Raw genomic sequence first — 14,291 nt, 5'->3', positions numbered from 1 at the left:
GCCGTATGACGACGCTTCTCCTCGACGGCGGCCCGGTCGCCCCGGACGCCCTGGTCAGCCGGACCGGCGGGGTGCCGACGGCGCCCGCCGGGACCGTGTGGCCGGTGTGCCGCGTGTGTGCGGGACCGCTTCAGTTCCTCGCCCAGATCGTTCTCGGCGACGGGGCCCCGGCGGGGCCCGGCGTGCTGAGCCTGTTCATGTGCGCCCACCGGCCCGGGCGGTGCGAGCAGTGGAGCCCGGCCGCGGGCGGCAACCTGGCCTTGCTGCTGCCCGCCGGGGACCTGGTGCCCGTACCGGCGCCCGAGGGGGACGAGGACGTCCTCGGGCTGGGCGCCGTCCGCGCGGCCGTGCCCGTCCCGGCGGCGCCGGACGGCACCGCACCGGAGGGGCGGGCGGTCCTCGGCTCGCTCGGTGGCGAACCGGACTGGCTCCAGGACGACGAGACGCCCGGCTGCCCCGGCTGCGCGCGGCCGATGGACTTCGTGGCCGGCCTGCGGGAGGGGCCGGAGCCCACCACCGCCATGAACTTCGGCTCGGGACGGGCCTACGTCCACGTGTGCGCCCCCTGCGGGCGGGCGGCGCTGCTCTGGCAGTGCTGACCTGACCCCGGATATGAGAACGGGCCGTCCGCGCGCTGCTCACGCGGGGACGGCCCGTGGCCTGGGGACCCGGAGGATCAGTCCTCGGGGAGTTCGACCGGGGCGATGTCGTCGTAGACGTCGCCCGGGCCCGGGTTGGTGGAGTCCGTGGAGCCGCCCAGGTGGTGCATGACGCCCCAGACGGCGTTGAGGGCGGTCTGGACCGCGCCCTCGGCCCAGCCGGCCGTCCAGGAGATGTCGTCGCCCGCGAGGAAGATGCCGCGCTTGTCCTCGGGGAGGCGGTCCTGCATGAAGTGGGTGAACAGGCGGCGCTGGTAGCGGTAGTGGCCCGGGAGGTTGGCCTTGAACGCGCCCATGAAGTAGGGCTCGTCCTCCCAGGAGACGGTGACCGGGTTGCCGATGATGTGGCGGCGGATGTCGACCTTGGGGTAGATCTCGCCGAGGGACTTCAGCATGACCTCCATCCGCTCGTTCGCGGACAGCGGCAGCCACTTGAGGCTGTCGTCGCACCAGGTGTACGAGAGGCAGATGACGGCGGGCTTGTCCGGGCCGTTGTCCAGCAGGTACGTGCCGCGGGTCATCCGGTCGGTCAGCGTCATCGACATGACGTCGCGGCCGGTCTCCTCGTCCTTGTCCAGCCAGAACGGCCGGTCGACGGGGACGAACAGCTTGGACGACTCCATGTAGTGGGTGCGCTCGATCGCCGTCCAGTGGTCGATCGGGAACAGTGTGTCGTCGCACTCGATCTTCGACAGGAGCATCCAGGACTGGGCCGTGAAGATCGCGGCGCGGTACGTGCGGATGTCGCCGGAGGAGTCGGTGACCGTGATGCGGTTGCCGGCCGTGCGGTGCAGGCGGGTGACCGCCGGGCGCGGGGTGCCGCCGTGCAGGGAGGACAGCGAGGTGCCCTGGGCCCAGTGCACGATCTTCTCCGGCTCGCGCTCCCACAGGCGCAGCGGCAGCTGCTGCGAGCCGCCCACGATGCCGCGGTGGTGGTCGTCGGCCTCGGTGTAGACGACGCGCAGGATCTCCAGGATGGAGTTCGGGAAGTCGGTGTCCCAGCCGCCCGTGCCGAAGCCGACCTGGCCGAAGATCTCGCGCTTGCGGAAGGACTTGAAGGCCTCCGACTTGCAGAGGAAGCCGTAGAAGGTCTCGTCGTCGAGCTTCTCGACGAGCTTGGCCCAGATCTCGCGGATGCGCGGGACGTCCCGCTCGCGCATCGCGGTGTTCATGTCGGAGAAGTCGGCGCCCTCGTCGAGGCAGGCGTTCCACGCGGCGGACACGTCGCGGTAGATCTGCGGGAGGTCCGCGATCGTCTCGGCGTAGTGCGTCTCGCCCTTGAGGTCGACGACCGTGGAGGGGGTGGACTCGGCGAGCGGGTTCGGGAAGGGCTCCGTGACCAGGCCGACGAGGTCGATGTAGTGCTGCAGGGCCGTGGAGGAGGGCGGGAAGCGCATGGCGCCCATCTCCGCGGTGAGGCCCTCGGTCTCGGCGCCCTCGAAGCCGACGGTGCGCAGGCGGCCGCCGATCTGGTCGGCCTCGTAGACGACGGGCTTGAGGCCCATCTTCATCAGCTCGTACGCGGAGATGATGCCGGACAGTCCGCCGCCGATGACGGCGACCTCGGTGCCGAGCTCGGTCGCCGGTATCTGGCCGAGGCCCGCCGGGTGGGCGAGGAAGTCGTCGTACGCGTACGGGAAGTCCGGACCGAACATGGTGATCGGCGGCTGTCCGTCGCTGTGCGGGACGGCGGTGGTGGGCACCGTGGACGTCATGGGGGTACGTCTCCTTGCGGCAGGGCTGGGGGAAGAAGGGGACTCAGACGAGGGAGGCGTAGAGCCCGGGTCGGCGGTCGCGCAGGTACGGGTTGTTCTCGCGCGAGGCCGACAGCAGCTCGGGGTCGGCCACGCCGAACACCAGCTCCTCGCCGCGGCCGGCCCGGGTCCGGGTGACCCCGTCGGGGCTCGCCAGGCAGCTGAGTCCGACGAACTCGAACTCGCCTTCCGGGCCGGTGCGGTTGACGTACGCGATGTACATCTGGTTCTCGAAGGCCCTTACGGGGACGAGCTGTTCGGCGACGAACTGGAACGGGTGCATCTGTGCGGTCGGCACCAGGAGGAGGTCGGTGCCGGCGAGCGCGTGCGCCCGGACGTTCTCCGGGAACTCCACGTCGTAGCAGATCATGATGCCGATGCGGAGGCCGTTCAGGTCCGCCTGGACGACGGGGGTGTCGCCGGGGGTGAAGGCGTCCTGTTCGAAGCAGCCGAAGAGGTGGGTCTTGCGGTAGTTCGCCAGCGCCGTGCCGTCGGGGCCGATGAGCTGGGCGGCGTTGTAGACGACGCCGTCCGCGCCCTCCGGGTAGCCGTACAGGACGGCGATCCCGTGGCGGCGGGCGATCTCGCCGATGGCCTGGGCACAGGCGCCGTCGGCCGCTTCGGCGAGGCCGGGGATGTCCTGGAGGTCCAGCGCGTAGCCGGTCAGGAACATCTCCGAGGTCACGAGCAGCCCGGCCCCGCTCTGTGCGGCGCGCGCCGCTGCCTCGTCGAGCGCCTTGAGGTTCTCGGCGGTGTCGCCGAGAACGCCGGAGCTCTGGAGGAGGGCGGTGCGCAGCGGGGGCATGGGCTACCTCTGTGACAGGCGGGGAGGGGGTCATAAAACGGTACGTTCGCGCGTTCGATCCGGACAAGCCGTGAGCGTTGCGCTCCGCGCATCGATTCGTTGCGTGTTCCCCGACCGGCGCGGCGATTCGTTGCGCGGGGCACCGCCGGGCGCCCTGGTGGACCTCGTACGCCCCCTGCCGCGCGCCCTCCTAGGAGTCGGTGCGGAAGGCGGGGTGGGAGGCCAGGAAGCGCAGGTCGTCGAGGATGTCCGGGGTGTGGCCGGAGACGACGCGGCCGCTCCAGGTGTCGACGAGGGCCGGGACGGTCAGGGCGCCGTCGAAGTGGTGGCCGGTGGCCTCGTAGGCCAGGCGCAGTGCGGTGTACTCGGCCGCCCGGGCGTCCGTGCCGAGGACGGTGGCGGTGATCGAGCGGGTCAGGCCCAGCGCGGCGAGGGCGGCCGTGACCTGCTGCGAAGAAAGACAGCCGGCGCGGAGATAGAGGTGGTAGCGGTGCGGTACGGGGGAGAAACCGGCTCCGATGCGGCCGCGCGGGGCGGACGCCGGGCCGGTGCGGGGCAACGGGGTGCGGGGCAGGACGGTGTGCGACATGACTCTCCTGGGGTGGAGGACAACACTGCTGGGCCCCGGGCGGCGCCGTGCGCGCGCCCGGTCCGGGTCACTCGTCTCTGAGAGGGGTCAGCCGCGCGGGCCGAAAGCGCTGCACACCCGCAGGAGGTCGATGTGCAGGCGCCGGGTGAGCCACCAGCGCCGGAGGGTCCGGGATCGCGTGTCGGCGTGCGTGTCCGCCGTCCGGGCCGTGTCCACCGCCACCACCCCCGTCCTGTCCTCGGCCGCCCCCGTCCGGTGCTGGTTAGGCTTCCGGTGGCGGGCGTTGTCCGTCATGGCCGTCCCCCGCAGTCTCGTGGCGGCGCCGGGGGCCGTCAAGAAGGCGGTCACGACCCGGACGCCGTCACCTACGGAAGGAGTCCCGCACCCATGTCCCCCGAGAGCGGCACGCTGTGCGGCAGTGAAGTACTCGACAATCCGGTCTGGGCCGCGCTGACCGGGCCGCACCAAGGATTCGCCGAGTTCGCGCCGGCGGGTCTGGCGGCCCGCTACACGCCGGACACGTCCCCGTTCTCGGCGCTCGCCGATCCGCAGGACCCGCGGGCGTGGGCGGATCTGGCCGCGCTGGCCGGTCCCGGGGAGGAGCTCTGGGTGACCGGGTTGCTGACCCCGCCGCCGGGGTGGCAGACGCTGGTGACGGTTCCGGGTGTGCAGCTGGACGGGCGGGGGGTACGGGCGGGGGCGGCGCCGGAGGCGGTGCCGCTGGGGCCCGGGGACGTACCGGAGATGCTGGAGCTGGTGGGGCTGACCAAGCCGGGCCCGTTCCTGGACCGGACGGTCGAGCTGGGCACGTACCTCGGGATCCGTCACGAGGGCCGGCTGGTCGCGATGGCCGGGGAGCGGATGCGGCCGGAGGGCTGGTCGGAGATCAGCGCGGTGTGCACCCACCCGGACCACCGGGGCCGGGGGCTGGCGGCCCGGCTGATACGCGCGGTCGCGGCGGAGGTCCGTGAGCGCGGGGAGCGCCCGTTCCTGCACGCGGCGGCGGCGAACACCGGGGCCGTGCGGCTCTACGAGTCGATGGGCTTCACCCTGCGCCGCAGCCCCCTGTTCCTGGGGCTGCGTACGCCGCAGGCCTGACCGCCAGGAGACATCCCTAAGCGGGTGCGCCCGAGGTGAAGCGGCGCAGGAGCGGGGAGAGGACGAGGACCGACTTGGTGCGTTCCACGAAGGGCTCGCCCGCGATGCGTTCCAGGACCCGCTCGAAGTGGCGCATGTCGGAGGCGAAGACCTGGACGAGGGCGTCCGCGTCGCCGGTGACGGTCGACGCGGACACCACCTCGGGGTATCGCTCCAGTCCTCGCCGGATGTCGTCCGGCGAGGTGTTGTGCCGACAGTAGATCTCGATGAAGCCCTCGGTCTCCCAGCCCATGGCGGCCGGGTCCACGCGCACGGTGAAGCCGGTGATGGCACCTTCGGCGCGCAGCCGGTCCACGCGCCGCTTGACGGCGGGCGCGGAGAGCCCGACCTCGGAGCCGATGTCCGCGTAGGAGCGGCGGGCGTCCTCGGCGAGGGCGTGCACGATGCGTTCGTCGAGATCGTTCAGTCGCACGGGGGGTGAATCACTTCTGTTCAGCGGCCTCCTCGGCCGGGGCGGCCGGGGCGGCCACAGTGGCCAGGCTGGAGCGGCGCATGCCGTAGAAGAAGTAGATCACGAGCCCGACGGCCATCCAGCCACCGAAGACCAGCCAGGTGATTCCGGGCAGCTCCGTCATCAGGTAGGCGCAGAGCAGGAAGCCCACGATCGGGGTGACGGGGAAGAGCGCGACCTTGAAGGTGCGGTTCATCTCCGGACGGGTCTTGCGCAGGATGATGACGGCCACGTTGACCAGGGCGAACGCGAAGAGCGTGCCGATGCTGGTGGCGTTCGCCAGCTCACCCAGCGGGATGAAGGCGGCGAGCAGTCCGCAGAAGAGGCAGACGATGATCGTGTTGACGCGGGGGGTGCCGGACTTCGGGTCGACCTTGGCGAAGGCCTTGGGCATCAGGCCGTCGCGGGACATGGCGAAGAGGATGCGGGTCTGGCCGTAGAGGACGGCGAAGACGACGCTGGCGATGGCGACGACGGCGCCCGCGGCGAGGATGACGCTCCAGAAGGAGTGTCCGGTGACGTTCTCCATGATCTGGGCCAGGGCGGCCTCGCTGCCCTCGAACTCCTGCCACGGCATGGCGCCGACGGCGACCAGGGCGACGAGGCAGTAGATCGCGGTGACGATGGCGAGCGAGAGCATGATCGCGCGCGGCAGGTCCTTCTTCGGGTTCTTGGCTTCCTCACCGGCGGTGGAGGCGGCGTCGAAGCCGATGTACGAGAAGAACAGCATGGAGGCGGCGGTGCTGATCGCGGTGACGCCGAGCGGGGCCAGCGGGGTGTAGTTGCCGGCCTTGATGCCCATGAAGCCGATGACGCAGAAGAGCACCAGCGTCACGATCTTGACGCCGACCATGATCGAGTTGATCCGGGCGCTCTCCTTGGCGCCGCGGAGCAGGAAGACCATGCAGAGCAGGACCACGACCAGGGCGGGCATGTTGATGTAGCCGCCCTCGCCCAGCGGGGCGGAGAAGCCCTCGGGGATGGTGAAGCCGAGGGTGCCGTCGAGCAGCTCGTTGAGGTACTGGCCCCAGCCGACGGCGACGGCCGCGACGGAGACGCCGTACTCCAGGACGAGGCACCAGCCGCAGACCCAGGCTATGAGCTCACCCATGGTGGCGTAGGCGTAGGAGTACGAGGAGCCCGAGACGGGGATCGAGCCCGCGAGCTCGGCGTAGGAGAGCGCCGAGAAGAGCGCGGTCAGGCCCGCGACGATGAAGGCGATGAAAACGGCCGGGCCGGCGATCGGGGTGGCCTCGCCGAGGACGACGAAGATGCCGGTGCCCAGGGTCGCGCCGATGCTGATCATGGTCAGCTGCCACATGGTGAGCGACCGCTTGAGCGCGCCGCCCTCACCCTGGCCGCCCTCGGAGACCAACTGCTCCACCGGCTTGCGGCGGAGCAGCGGGTTGACGGGCCTGCGGGCCTCGGAAGCGAGCGGTGGCGCCTGGCCGTGGTCGAGCACGAGGGGACTCCTTGTCACTGCGGATCGGGGAGGTCAGGGGAGGCGTCGACCGCGACGATCCGGAGCAGGGCAGGGCCCGTCGTAAGAAGGGTCTGCTCATGGGGGACCGCCGAGCAGGCGATCCGCGCCACTCCACGTACAGCGAGTGAGCCTACGAGCTGAGTGATACCGCCCGTAATGGACCATCCTTGCACATTGACGCACGATCGTTGCGCGGATCGGTCACTGACAGTCGTTTGTTGCGTAGGGATGATCGATCGCTGCGCAGGCCACCCTGGACCCCTTTTCTTGACACTTCGTCAGATTTGCCGCAGCGTGCCGCCATGAACCCGCCCGGAGCACGTGCGGGGCCGCCGCGGCCGACCTGACGGCATTCGTCCGCTCCGCGGCGGTGGAACCGGGCCCGAGCGGGTACGGGTGAACGCGGTGGCACCCGGGGGTGGCGTGGACCCCGCGGGCCGCCGCCCCGCCGGGCACCAGGGGGCGGCGGCGCACCACGGAGAACGCCCCGCCGGGCCGGGGCAGGCGCTCGTGGTGGGCGGTGGGCCGGCCTGAACTTCCCGTATCCGACGATCGGAGGCGACCAGTGATACCAGCGGGACCAGCAGGGCCAGCGGGCCTGGACGGACCAGCCGGGCCGGCCGGACCAGGGCGGCCGATCGGGCCGGCGGAACCGCCATGGACGTCCGGGCTGCAGCTCCACCCCGACGAGCCCGAGCCCTGGCAGGACGCGCTGCCCTTCCTGCGCGGGGTCGCCTGGCTGGACCGGGGGCGGCCCGTCCGCGCTGATCCGGCCGACACCATGCGGCTGCCCTGGGACACCGGCGAGCGCTCCACCCTGCCCATCGGCGTCCGGCTGGAGTTCACCACCGAGACCGCGCGGGCGGTGGAGGTCCGCTACCGGGCGACCGTCCCCGGCCCCACCGACGCCCTGCGCGACCTCGCGCACGGCTTCGCGCTGTGGGACCGGCACGGGGTGGTCGAGGAGGTGTTCACCGACCCGGCCGCGGAGGCCGTCGTACGGATCGGCCTGAACGGCGGCACCGGCCCCTTCACCATCCACCCGCCCGAGACCCAGTCCCCGCTGATCCTCGGAGTGCGCGGGATCGGAGGCCCGCTCGCCCCGGCGCCGCCCGCCCCGCGCTGGGTGGTGCACGGCGACTCCATCACCGAGGGCTGGTGGTCCACCCGCCCCGCGCACGGCTGGCCCGCCGTCACCGGCCGGGCGCTCGGCTGGGACACCGTCAACCTCGGCTACGCGGGCGCAGCGCGCGGCGAGCTGACCACCGCCGAGCAGCTCGCGGGCCTGCCCGCCGATGTCCTGACGCTCGCCTTCGGCACCAACTGCTGGTCCCGGGTGCCCTTTTCGGCTCCCCTGCTGTACGAGACCACGCGGGCGTTCCTCGAACTGGTCCGCCAGGGGCACCCGCGGACCCCGATCCTGCTGGTCTCCCCCGTCCTGCGGCCCGACGCCGAGCGCACCCCGAACAAGCTCGGCGCCACCCTCGGCGCCCTGCGTGACGCGATGGAGCGCGCCACCCGGGACCGGATCGCCGCGGGGGACGACCGGCTCGCCGTGCTCCCGGGCCGGGACCTGCTCGGTCCCGAACACCTGGCGGACGGGCTGCACCCCAACGACAGCGGACACCAGGTACTCGGCCTCGCTGTGGCCACGGCTCTGCGGCGCAGCGGGTTCGGCACGGGCTGAGTGAAACAGCCCACACAGGACGAGGTGAACAGATCTCCCCCACCGCGGCGTGTCCTGGGCAGAGTTGACGCCATCACGGTGGCGGACACGAAGGACACCACAAGTGGGAGAGATCAAGATGGGCATCAAGCGCGGAACCACCCTGGCCGCGGCCGCGATCGTCGTCGTCCTCGCGGCGACGGCCTGCGGCCCCACGGACGACAAGGCCGCGGACACGACCAAGCCGGTCGGGGCCGCCGCCGCCCAGGACAACGGGAAGGTCCCGGCCGCCGCCGACGGCGCCTACGGCTCCGACGGCGCTGCGGGCGCCTCGGGCGCCAAGCCGGCCGGGCAGCTGGCCGTCGCCCCCAACGACCAGCTCGGCCCGGTCCTCACCGACAGCGCCGGGATGACCCTCTACCGCTTCGACAAGGACACGGCCAAGCCGCCGAAGTCGAACTGCGACGGCGACTGCGAGAAGACCTGGCCGGTGGTCGCCGCGGGCGATGCCACCGCCGCCTCCGGCATGGACCCGGCGCTGCTGGGCGAGGTGGTGCGCACCGACGGCAGCAAGCAGCTGACGGTGGCCGGCTGGCCCGCGTACCGCTACAGCAAGGACGCCAAGGCGGGCGACGTCAACGGCCAGGGCGTCGGCGGGGTGTGGTTCGCGCTCGCGGCGGACGGCAAGAAGGCCGCGAAGGGGGCGGCGACCGAGGGGGCACCGCCGGCCGCGGGCGGCGCCGCCGAGGCCGACGGGAAGCTGTCGGTGGCGAAGGACCCCAAGCTGGGCGACCACATCGTCGACGGCAAGGGCATGACCGTCTACCGGTTCAAGCCGGACACCCAGTGGCCGATGACCTCCAAGTGCGTGGGCGACTGCCTGGCCAAGTGGCCGGTCGTCGCGCCGGTGGAGAAGGCCAAGGACAAGGGGATCGCCGAGAAGAACTACACGGTGCTCAACCGCCCGGACGGCATGAAGCAGCAGAGCGTCGACTGCTGGCCGATCTACACCTTCACCGGTGACAAGAAGCCCGGCGACGTCAACGGCCAGGGCGTGGGCGGCACCTGGTACGCCGTGTCCCCCGACGGCAAGCTCATCACCGTCCAGTAGTCCCTGCCCCTCCCGCCCGTCCCCTCCCTCCCCCCACCCCGTTCGCGCGGCCCTCGCCCTCATCCCCCCTGGGCGGGGGCCGCGCCCTTGCCCGTTCCCCGTTCCGCCGCGGCCGAGTCCTCCCTAGACTCGGCCGCATGCTGCGCGTACTGGCCGTCGACGACGAGAAGCCGCTCCTGGAGGAACTCCTCTACCTGCTGCGCTCCGACCCCCGGGTGCGCAGTGCGGAGGGTGCCTCGGACGCCACCGAGGCCCTGCGCCGGGTCACCCGGGCGCTCGAGTCCGGCCCGGACGGGGCCGACGGCATCGACGTGGTGTTCCTGGACATCCACATGGCCGGACTGACCGGGCTGGACATCGCGCGGCTGCTGGCCGGGTTCGCGCGGCCGCCGCTGATCGTGTTCGTCACGGCCCACGAGGGTTTCGCCGTACAGGCCTTCGACCTGAAGGCCGTGGACTACGTGCTCAAGCCGGTGCGCCCGGAGCGGCTGGCCGAGGCCGTGCGGCGGGCCTGCGAGCAGCTCGGCCGGTCCGAAGAGGGACCGGCGGCCGCGGTGCCGGCCGCCGACGCCCCGTCGGCGGCCGCCCCGGCCGTGCCGGCGCCGCGCCGCCCGGTCCCCGAGGTCACCGTCGCCGAGCGCGCGCCGGACCAGATCGCCGTCGAACTGGGCGGGGTCACCCGCTTCGTGGCGATCGCGGACATCTCCTACGTCGAGGCGCAGGGCGACTACGCCCGCCTGCACACCGACGAGGGCAGCCACCTGGTCCGGATCCCGGTGTCCACGCTGGAGGAACGCTGGGCGGCGCGCGGGTTCGTCCGGATCCACCGCCGTCATCTGGTGGCGCTGGCGCGGATCGACGAGCTCCGGCTGGAGGCCGGGACCACCAGTGTCCGGGTGGGGGCGGCGGAGCTCCAGGTGAGCCGCAGGCACGCGCGGGAGCTGCGGGATCTGCTGATGCGGCACGCGACCGGCTGAAACCGGACGCGCCCAGGCCGCGCCCAGGCCGTTCCCCGGCCCGCTCCCCGGCCCGCTCCCCGCCGGCCGCCGGGCCGTTCGCGCCCGACCGTCCGGCGCTCGGGGGCGCCGTTCGTCGCGCCGCAAGGGGCGTACGGCGATCCGCCGGAGCCGTCGGCCGCACCGCCGACCGATCGGCCCTCGGTGCCGTCGCCCCTCTCGTATCGTGGATCTTCCGGCGCGGGAGGAGCGAGATGTCCGAGATCCAGGCGCTGGTCGAGGCCCTGAGCGGGCTGCCCCGGTCCCGGCCCGCCGGGCCCGCCGAGGCCGAGGTGCTGCTGGCCCGGCTGCGCAGCGCCGCCGCCCGCTGGGCCGACATCCTGTACGAGGCCCGTGAGGGGGTCCGCGAGCAGGTTCCGCCGCGCGCGGAGGCGGCCCTGACGCTGGCGTTCCGGCGCGCGGAGGAGTCGTACGTGGAGCTGGAGATCGCCCTGCGCGACTGCGCGGACCACCGCGACCCGGCCCTGTGACGCGGTCGTCCGGGCGGGCGGATCCGACGGCTCCGGTGGGTCCGAATCGAGCCTGTCGCCCGGTCAGGGGGCGTGCGTAGACTCCGGACACCCCCCCCTCCAGCCGAAGGACCGCCCGGTGAACCAGACGTACGCGCTGACCGCGGTCGCCGTCGTCGTCCTGGTCACGATCCTGGTCGGGGCGCTGGGCCTGCGGATGTCGCGGACCACGTCCGACTTCTACGTCGCCTCGCGCACGGTGGGGCCCCGCCTGAACGCGGCGGCCATCAGCGGCGAGTACCTGTCCGCCGCGTCCTTCCTCGGGGTGGCGGGGCTGGTACTGCTCCAGGGGCCCGAGATGCTCTGGTACCCGGTGGGCTACACCGCCGGGTACGTGGTGCTGCTCGTGCTGGTGGCGGCCCCGCTGCGCCGCTCGGGCGCGTACACGCTGCCGGACTTCGCGGAGGCGCGGCTGGAATCGCTGGTGGTGCGCCGGATCGCGGTGCTGTTCGTGGTCGGCGTCGGCTGGCTGTACCTGCTGCCGCAGTTGCAGGGGGCCGGGCTGACGCTGGAGATCCTGACCGGGGCCCCGCACTGGGTCGGCGGGCTGGTCGTCGCGTTCGTGGTGACGGTGGCGGTGGCGTGCGGCGGGATGCGTTCGGTCACCTTCGTCCAGGCCTTCCAGTACTGGCTGAAGCTCACGGCCCTGCTGGTGCCGGCCTTCTTCCTGATCGCGGCCTGGGCCGGGGACGGCGCGCCGCGGGCGGCCTTCGACGCACCGGCGGTCTTCCGGGAGCACACCTCGGTGACGGTCGCGGAGGACGTGCGGCTGTCGGTGGCGCATCCGCTGACGGTGACGGTGACCGGGCAGGTGGACGGGCGCGGCTACGTGTCGGTGCCGCTGACCCTGGCCGCCGGTGAGCATGCCGTACGGGCCCACGCGCGGCTGGAGTTCGCCGCGGACACGCCGGTCCCGGACACCCGGGCCGAGGCGCGGCCCGGTGTGTCCACCTGGTCGGTGCCGGCCTCCGGCGGGCTGCGCGAGTACCGGCTGTACGCCACGTACGGGCTGATCCTGGCGACCTTCCTCGGCACGATGGGCCTGCCGCACGTCGCGGTGCGGTTCTACACGAGCCCCGACGGGCGGACCGCGCGGCGCACCACGCTGGTCGTGCTCGCGCTGGTCGGCGTCTTCTACCTGCTGCCGCCGGTGTACGGGGCGCTGGGCCGGATCTACACCCCCGAGCTCGCCCTGTCCGGCGACGCGGACGCGGCGGTGCTGGTGCTGCCAGGGCGGATGCTCGGCGGGGTGCTCGGCGAGCTGCTGGGCGCGCTGCTGGCCGGGGGTGCCTTCGCGGCGTTCCTGTCGACGGCCTCGGGGCTGACCATGGCGGTGGCGGGGGTGCTGCACCAGGACGTGCTGCCGGCGCGGGGGGTCCGCAGCTTCCGCTCGGCGGCGGTCGTGGCGATCCTGGTGCCGCTGGCCGGGAGCGTGGCGGCGACGCAGGTGCCGGTGGCGGACGCGGTGGGCCTGGCCTTCGCCGTGTCGGCGTCCTCGTTCTGTCCGCTGCTGGTGCTGGGCATCTGGTGGCGCGGGCTGACCCCGCCGGGTGCGGTGGCGGGGCTGGTCACGGGCGGCGGGGCGGCGCTGGGCGCGGTGCTGGCGACCCGGGCCGATCTGGCGCCGCCGGGCTGGACGCACACGCTGCTGGCGTGGCCGGCGGCGTGGTCGGTGCCGCTCGGGTTCCTGACGATGGTGGCGGTGTCGCTGGCCACCCGGTCGCGGATCCCGGCGGGGACGGCGGCCACGCTGGCCCGGCTGCACCTGCCGGAGGCCGTGGCCGGGGCCGGGGAGCGGGCAGGAGGTCTGCGGTGACCGGGGTGGCACCGGCGGTCCTGGCGTTGCCGGCGGTGGCGGGTGCGGTGCTGCTGCTGGGTGCGGGCTGGGTGGCGGGCCGCTGGCACGCCCGCCACGGGGAGCGGGCGGCCGGGATGGATCTGGGGACCCCGGTCGAGCGGGCCACCTTCCACACTCTGCACACGGCGTCGCTGGCCGCTCCCCCGCTGCGCGCCGGGCTGACCGAGGACGCCGCCCGCAAGGCGGCCCGGCGGCTGCGGTCGCTGCTGGGCACGGAGGCACTGTGCCTCACCGATCGGGAGTCGGTGCTGGCCTGGGACGGTCCGGGGGCCGACCACCATCAGCGCCGGGCGATGGCCCGGGTCGCGGTGATGCTGGCGTCGGGGCGCAGCCAGAGCGTGCGGACCGAGTGCCAGCGGCCCGAGTGCCCGCTGAAGTGGGCGGTGGTGGCTCCGCTCACCGGCGAGGACGGGGTGCTGGGCGCGCTGGTGGCGTACGGCTCGCGCGAGTCGGCGGTGCTGGTGCGGGCCGCGACGGAGGTCGCCCGGTGGGTGTCCGTGCAGCTGGAGCTGTCCGAGCTGGACCGGTCGCGGACCCGGCTGATGGAGGCGGAGATCAAGGCGCTGCGGGCGCAGATCTCCCCGCATTTCATCTTCAACTCCCTGGCCGCGATCGCCTCGTTCGTCCGGACGGATCCGGAGCGGGCCCGGGAGCTGCTGCTGGAGTTCGCGGACTTCACCCGGTACTCCTTCCGGCGGCACGGTGATTTCACCACGCTGGCCGACGAGTTGCGCTCCGTGCAGCAGTATCTGGCGCTGGCCGGTGCCCGGTTCGGCGACCGGCTGAAGGTGACCCTGCAGGTGGCGCCGGAGGTGCTGCCGGTGGCGCTGCCCTTCCTGTGCCTGCAGCCGCTGGTGGAGAACGCCGTGAAGCACGGGCTGGAGGACTCCACCGAGGAGTGCCGGATCACGATCACGGCGCGGGACGCGGGCGCGGAGGCGGTGATCACGGTGGAGGACAACGGGGTCGGGATGGATCCGGCGCTGCTGCGCCGGATCCTGGCCGGGGAGCAGGGCGGTTCCTCCGGCATCGGGCTGCCGAATGTCGACGAGCGGATCCGGCAGGTGTACGGGGACGCGTACGGTCCGGTGATGGAGACGGGGGTCGGGGCCGGCATGAAGGTCACCCTGCGCATTCCCAAGTACCGTGTGGGCGTGCACAGTTCACCGTCAGGACACCAGCCTCCGCGGCTCTGAGGGCCCGTCGGCGTGGCATCCTGTGACCGGCGCGAC

14 protein-coding genes are annotated in these 14,291 nt (G+C 73.0%); 8 read left to right on the top strand and 6 right to left on the bottom strand.

Going from position 1 to position 14,291, the window contains the following annotated elements; all coding sequences use genetic code 11:
- Window positions 1-5: 5 nt before the first annotated feature.
- The gene (locus ACZ573_RS18340; protein WP_471305002.1) at window positions 6-599 is read left to right on the top strand and encodes a hypothetical protein; all 594 of its coding nucleotides are present in this window, start codon (window positions 6-8) and stop codon (window positions 597-599) included.
- Window positions 600-676: 77 nt separating this feature from the next.
- Here ACZ573_RS18340 and ACZ573_RS18335 read toward each other — a convergent pair whose 3' ends face one another.
- The 4 genes from ACZ573_RS18335 to ACZ573_RS18320 form a co-directional block, all read right to left on the bottom strand.
- Entirely contained in the window at window positions 677-2,374 is a 1,698-nt protein-coding gene (locus tag ACZ573_RS18335; RefSeq protein ID WP_301372440.1) for a flavin monoamine oxidase family protein, read from the bottom strand.
- Between the two features lie 43 nt (window positions 2,375-2,417).
- A complete protein-coding gene (locus ACZ573_RS18330) occupies window positions 2,418-3,218 on the bottom strand; it encodes a carbon-nitrogen hydrolase family protein (RefSeq protein WP_471305000.1) in 801 nt (266 codons plus the stop codon).
- A 190-nt stretch (window positions 3,219-3,408) separates the two neighbouring features.
- Complete coding sequence (locus tag ACZ573_RS18325) at window positions 3,409-3,807, bottom strand: hypothetical protein (RefSeq protein WP_471304998.1); 399 nt, start codon at window positions 3,805-3,807, stop codon at window positions 3,409-3,411.
- Window positions 3,808-3,894: 87 nt separating this feature from the next.
- Window positions 3,895-4,101 carry a hypothetical protein gene (locus ACZ573_RS18320; protein WP_471304996.1) on the bottom strand — a complete coding sequence of 69 codons (207 nt, stop codon included), beginning with the start codon at window positions 4,099-4,101 and terminating at the stop codon, window positions 3,895-3,897.
- A gap of 93 nt (window positions 4,102-4,194) precedes the next feature.
- Here ACZ573_RS18320 and ACZ573_RS18315 point away from each other — a divergent pair, with 93 nt between their 5' ends.
- Window positions 4,195-4,905 carry a GNAT family N-acetyltransferase gene (locus ACZ573_RS18315; RefSeq protein ID WP_471304993.1) on the top strand — a complete coding sequence of 237 codons (711 nt, stop codon included), beginning with the start codon at window positions 4,195-4,197 and terminating at the stop codon, window positions 4,903-4,905.
- A 16-nt stretch (window positions 4,906-4,921) separates the two neighbouring features.
- On the opposite strand, the gene ACZ573_RS18310 is transcribed toward ACZ573_RS18315, so the two are convergent.
- Window positions 4,922-5,377, bottom strand: a complete 456-nt coding sequence (locus ACZ573_RS18310; RefSeq protein WP_007262967.1) for an Lrp/AsnC family transcriptional regulator — start codon at window positions 5,375-5,377, stop codon at window positions 4,922-4,924.
- A 10-nt stretch (window positions 5,378-5,387) separates the two neighbouring features.
- Window positions 5,388-6,878, bottom strand: a complete 1,491-nt coding sequence (locus tag ACZ573_RS18305; protein WP_471304990.1) for an amino acid permease — start codon at window positions 6,876-6,878, stop codon at window positions 5,388-5,390.
- 691 nt (window positions 6,879-7,569) lie between these two features.
- On the opposite strand from ACZ573_RS18305, the gene ACZ573_RS18300 reads away from it, so the two are divergent.
- The 6 genes from ACZ573_RS18300 to ACZ573_RS18275 all read left to right on the top strand — a co-directional run bounded on the left by ACZ573_RS18300 (window position 7,570) and on the right by ACZ573_RS18275 (window position 14,255).
- Entirely contained in the window at window positions 7,570-8,586 is a 1,017-nt protein-coding gene (locus tag ACZ573_RS18300; RefSeq protein WP_471305149.1) for a GDSL-type esterase/lipase family protein, read from the top strand.
- 118 nt (window positions 8,587-8,704) lie between these two features.
- Window positions 8,705-9,676, top strand: coding sequence for an SCO0930 family lipoprotein (locus ACZ573_RS18295; protein WP_471305146.1), 972 nt, complete (start codon window positions 8,705-8,707; stop codon window positions 9,674-9,676).
- A 137-nt stretch (window positions 9,677-9,813) separates the two neighbouring features.
- Complete coding sequence (locus ACZ573_RS18290; RefSeq protein ID WP_471304987.1) at window positions 9,814-10,653, top strand: LytR/AlgR family response regulator transcription factor; 840 nt, start codon at window positions 9,814-9,816, stop codon at window positions 10,651-10,653.
- A 233-nt stretch (window positions 10,654-10,886) separates the two neighbouring features.
- Entirely contained in the window at window positions 10,887-11,162 is a 276-nt protein-coding gene (locus ACZ573_RS18285) for a hypothetical protein (protein WP_471304986.1), read from the top strand.
- 118 nt (window positions 11,163-11,280) lie between these two features.
- Entirely contained in the window at window positions 11,281-13,017 is a 1,737-nt protein-coding gene (locus ACZ573_RS18280; RefSeq protein ID WP_471304984.1) for a sodium/solute symporter, read from the top strand.
- On the top strand, window positions 13,014-14,255 hold the full coding sequence (locus tag ACZ573_RS18275) for a sensor histidine kinase (RefSeq protein WP_471304982.1): 1,242 nt from the start codon (window positions 13,014-13,016) through the stop codon (window positions 14,253-14,255). The genes ACZ573_RS18280 and ACZ573_RS18275 overlap by 4 nt, the downstream gene beginning before the upstream one ends.
- Window positions 14,256-14,291 lie beyond the last annotated feature (36 nt).

Source organism: Streptomyces sp. NPDC040545 (assembly GCF_055595065.1).
This window is presented reverse-complemented; position numbering and strand designations above follow the sequence as displayed.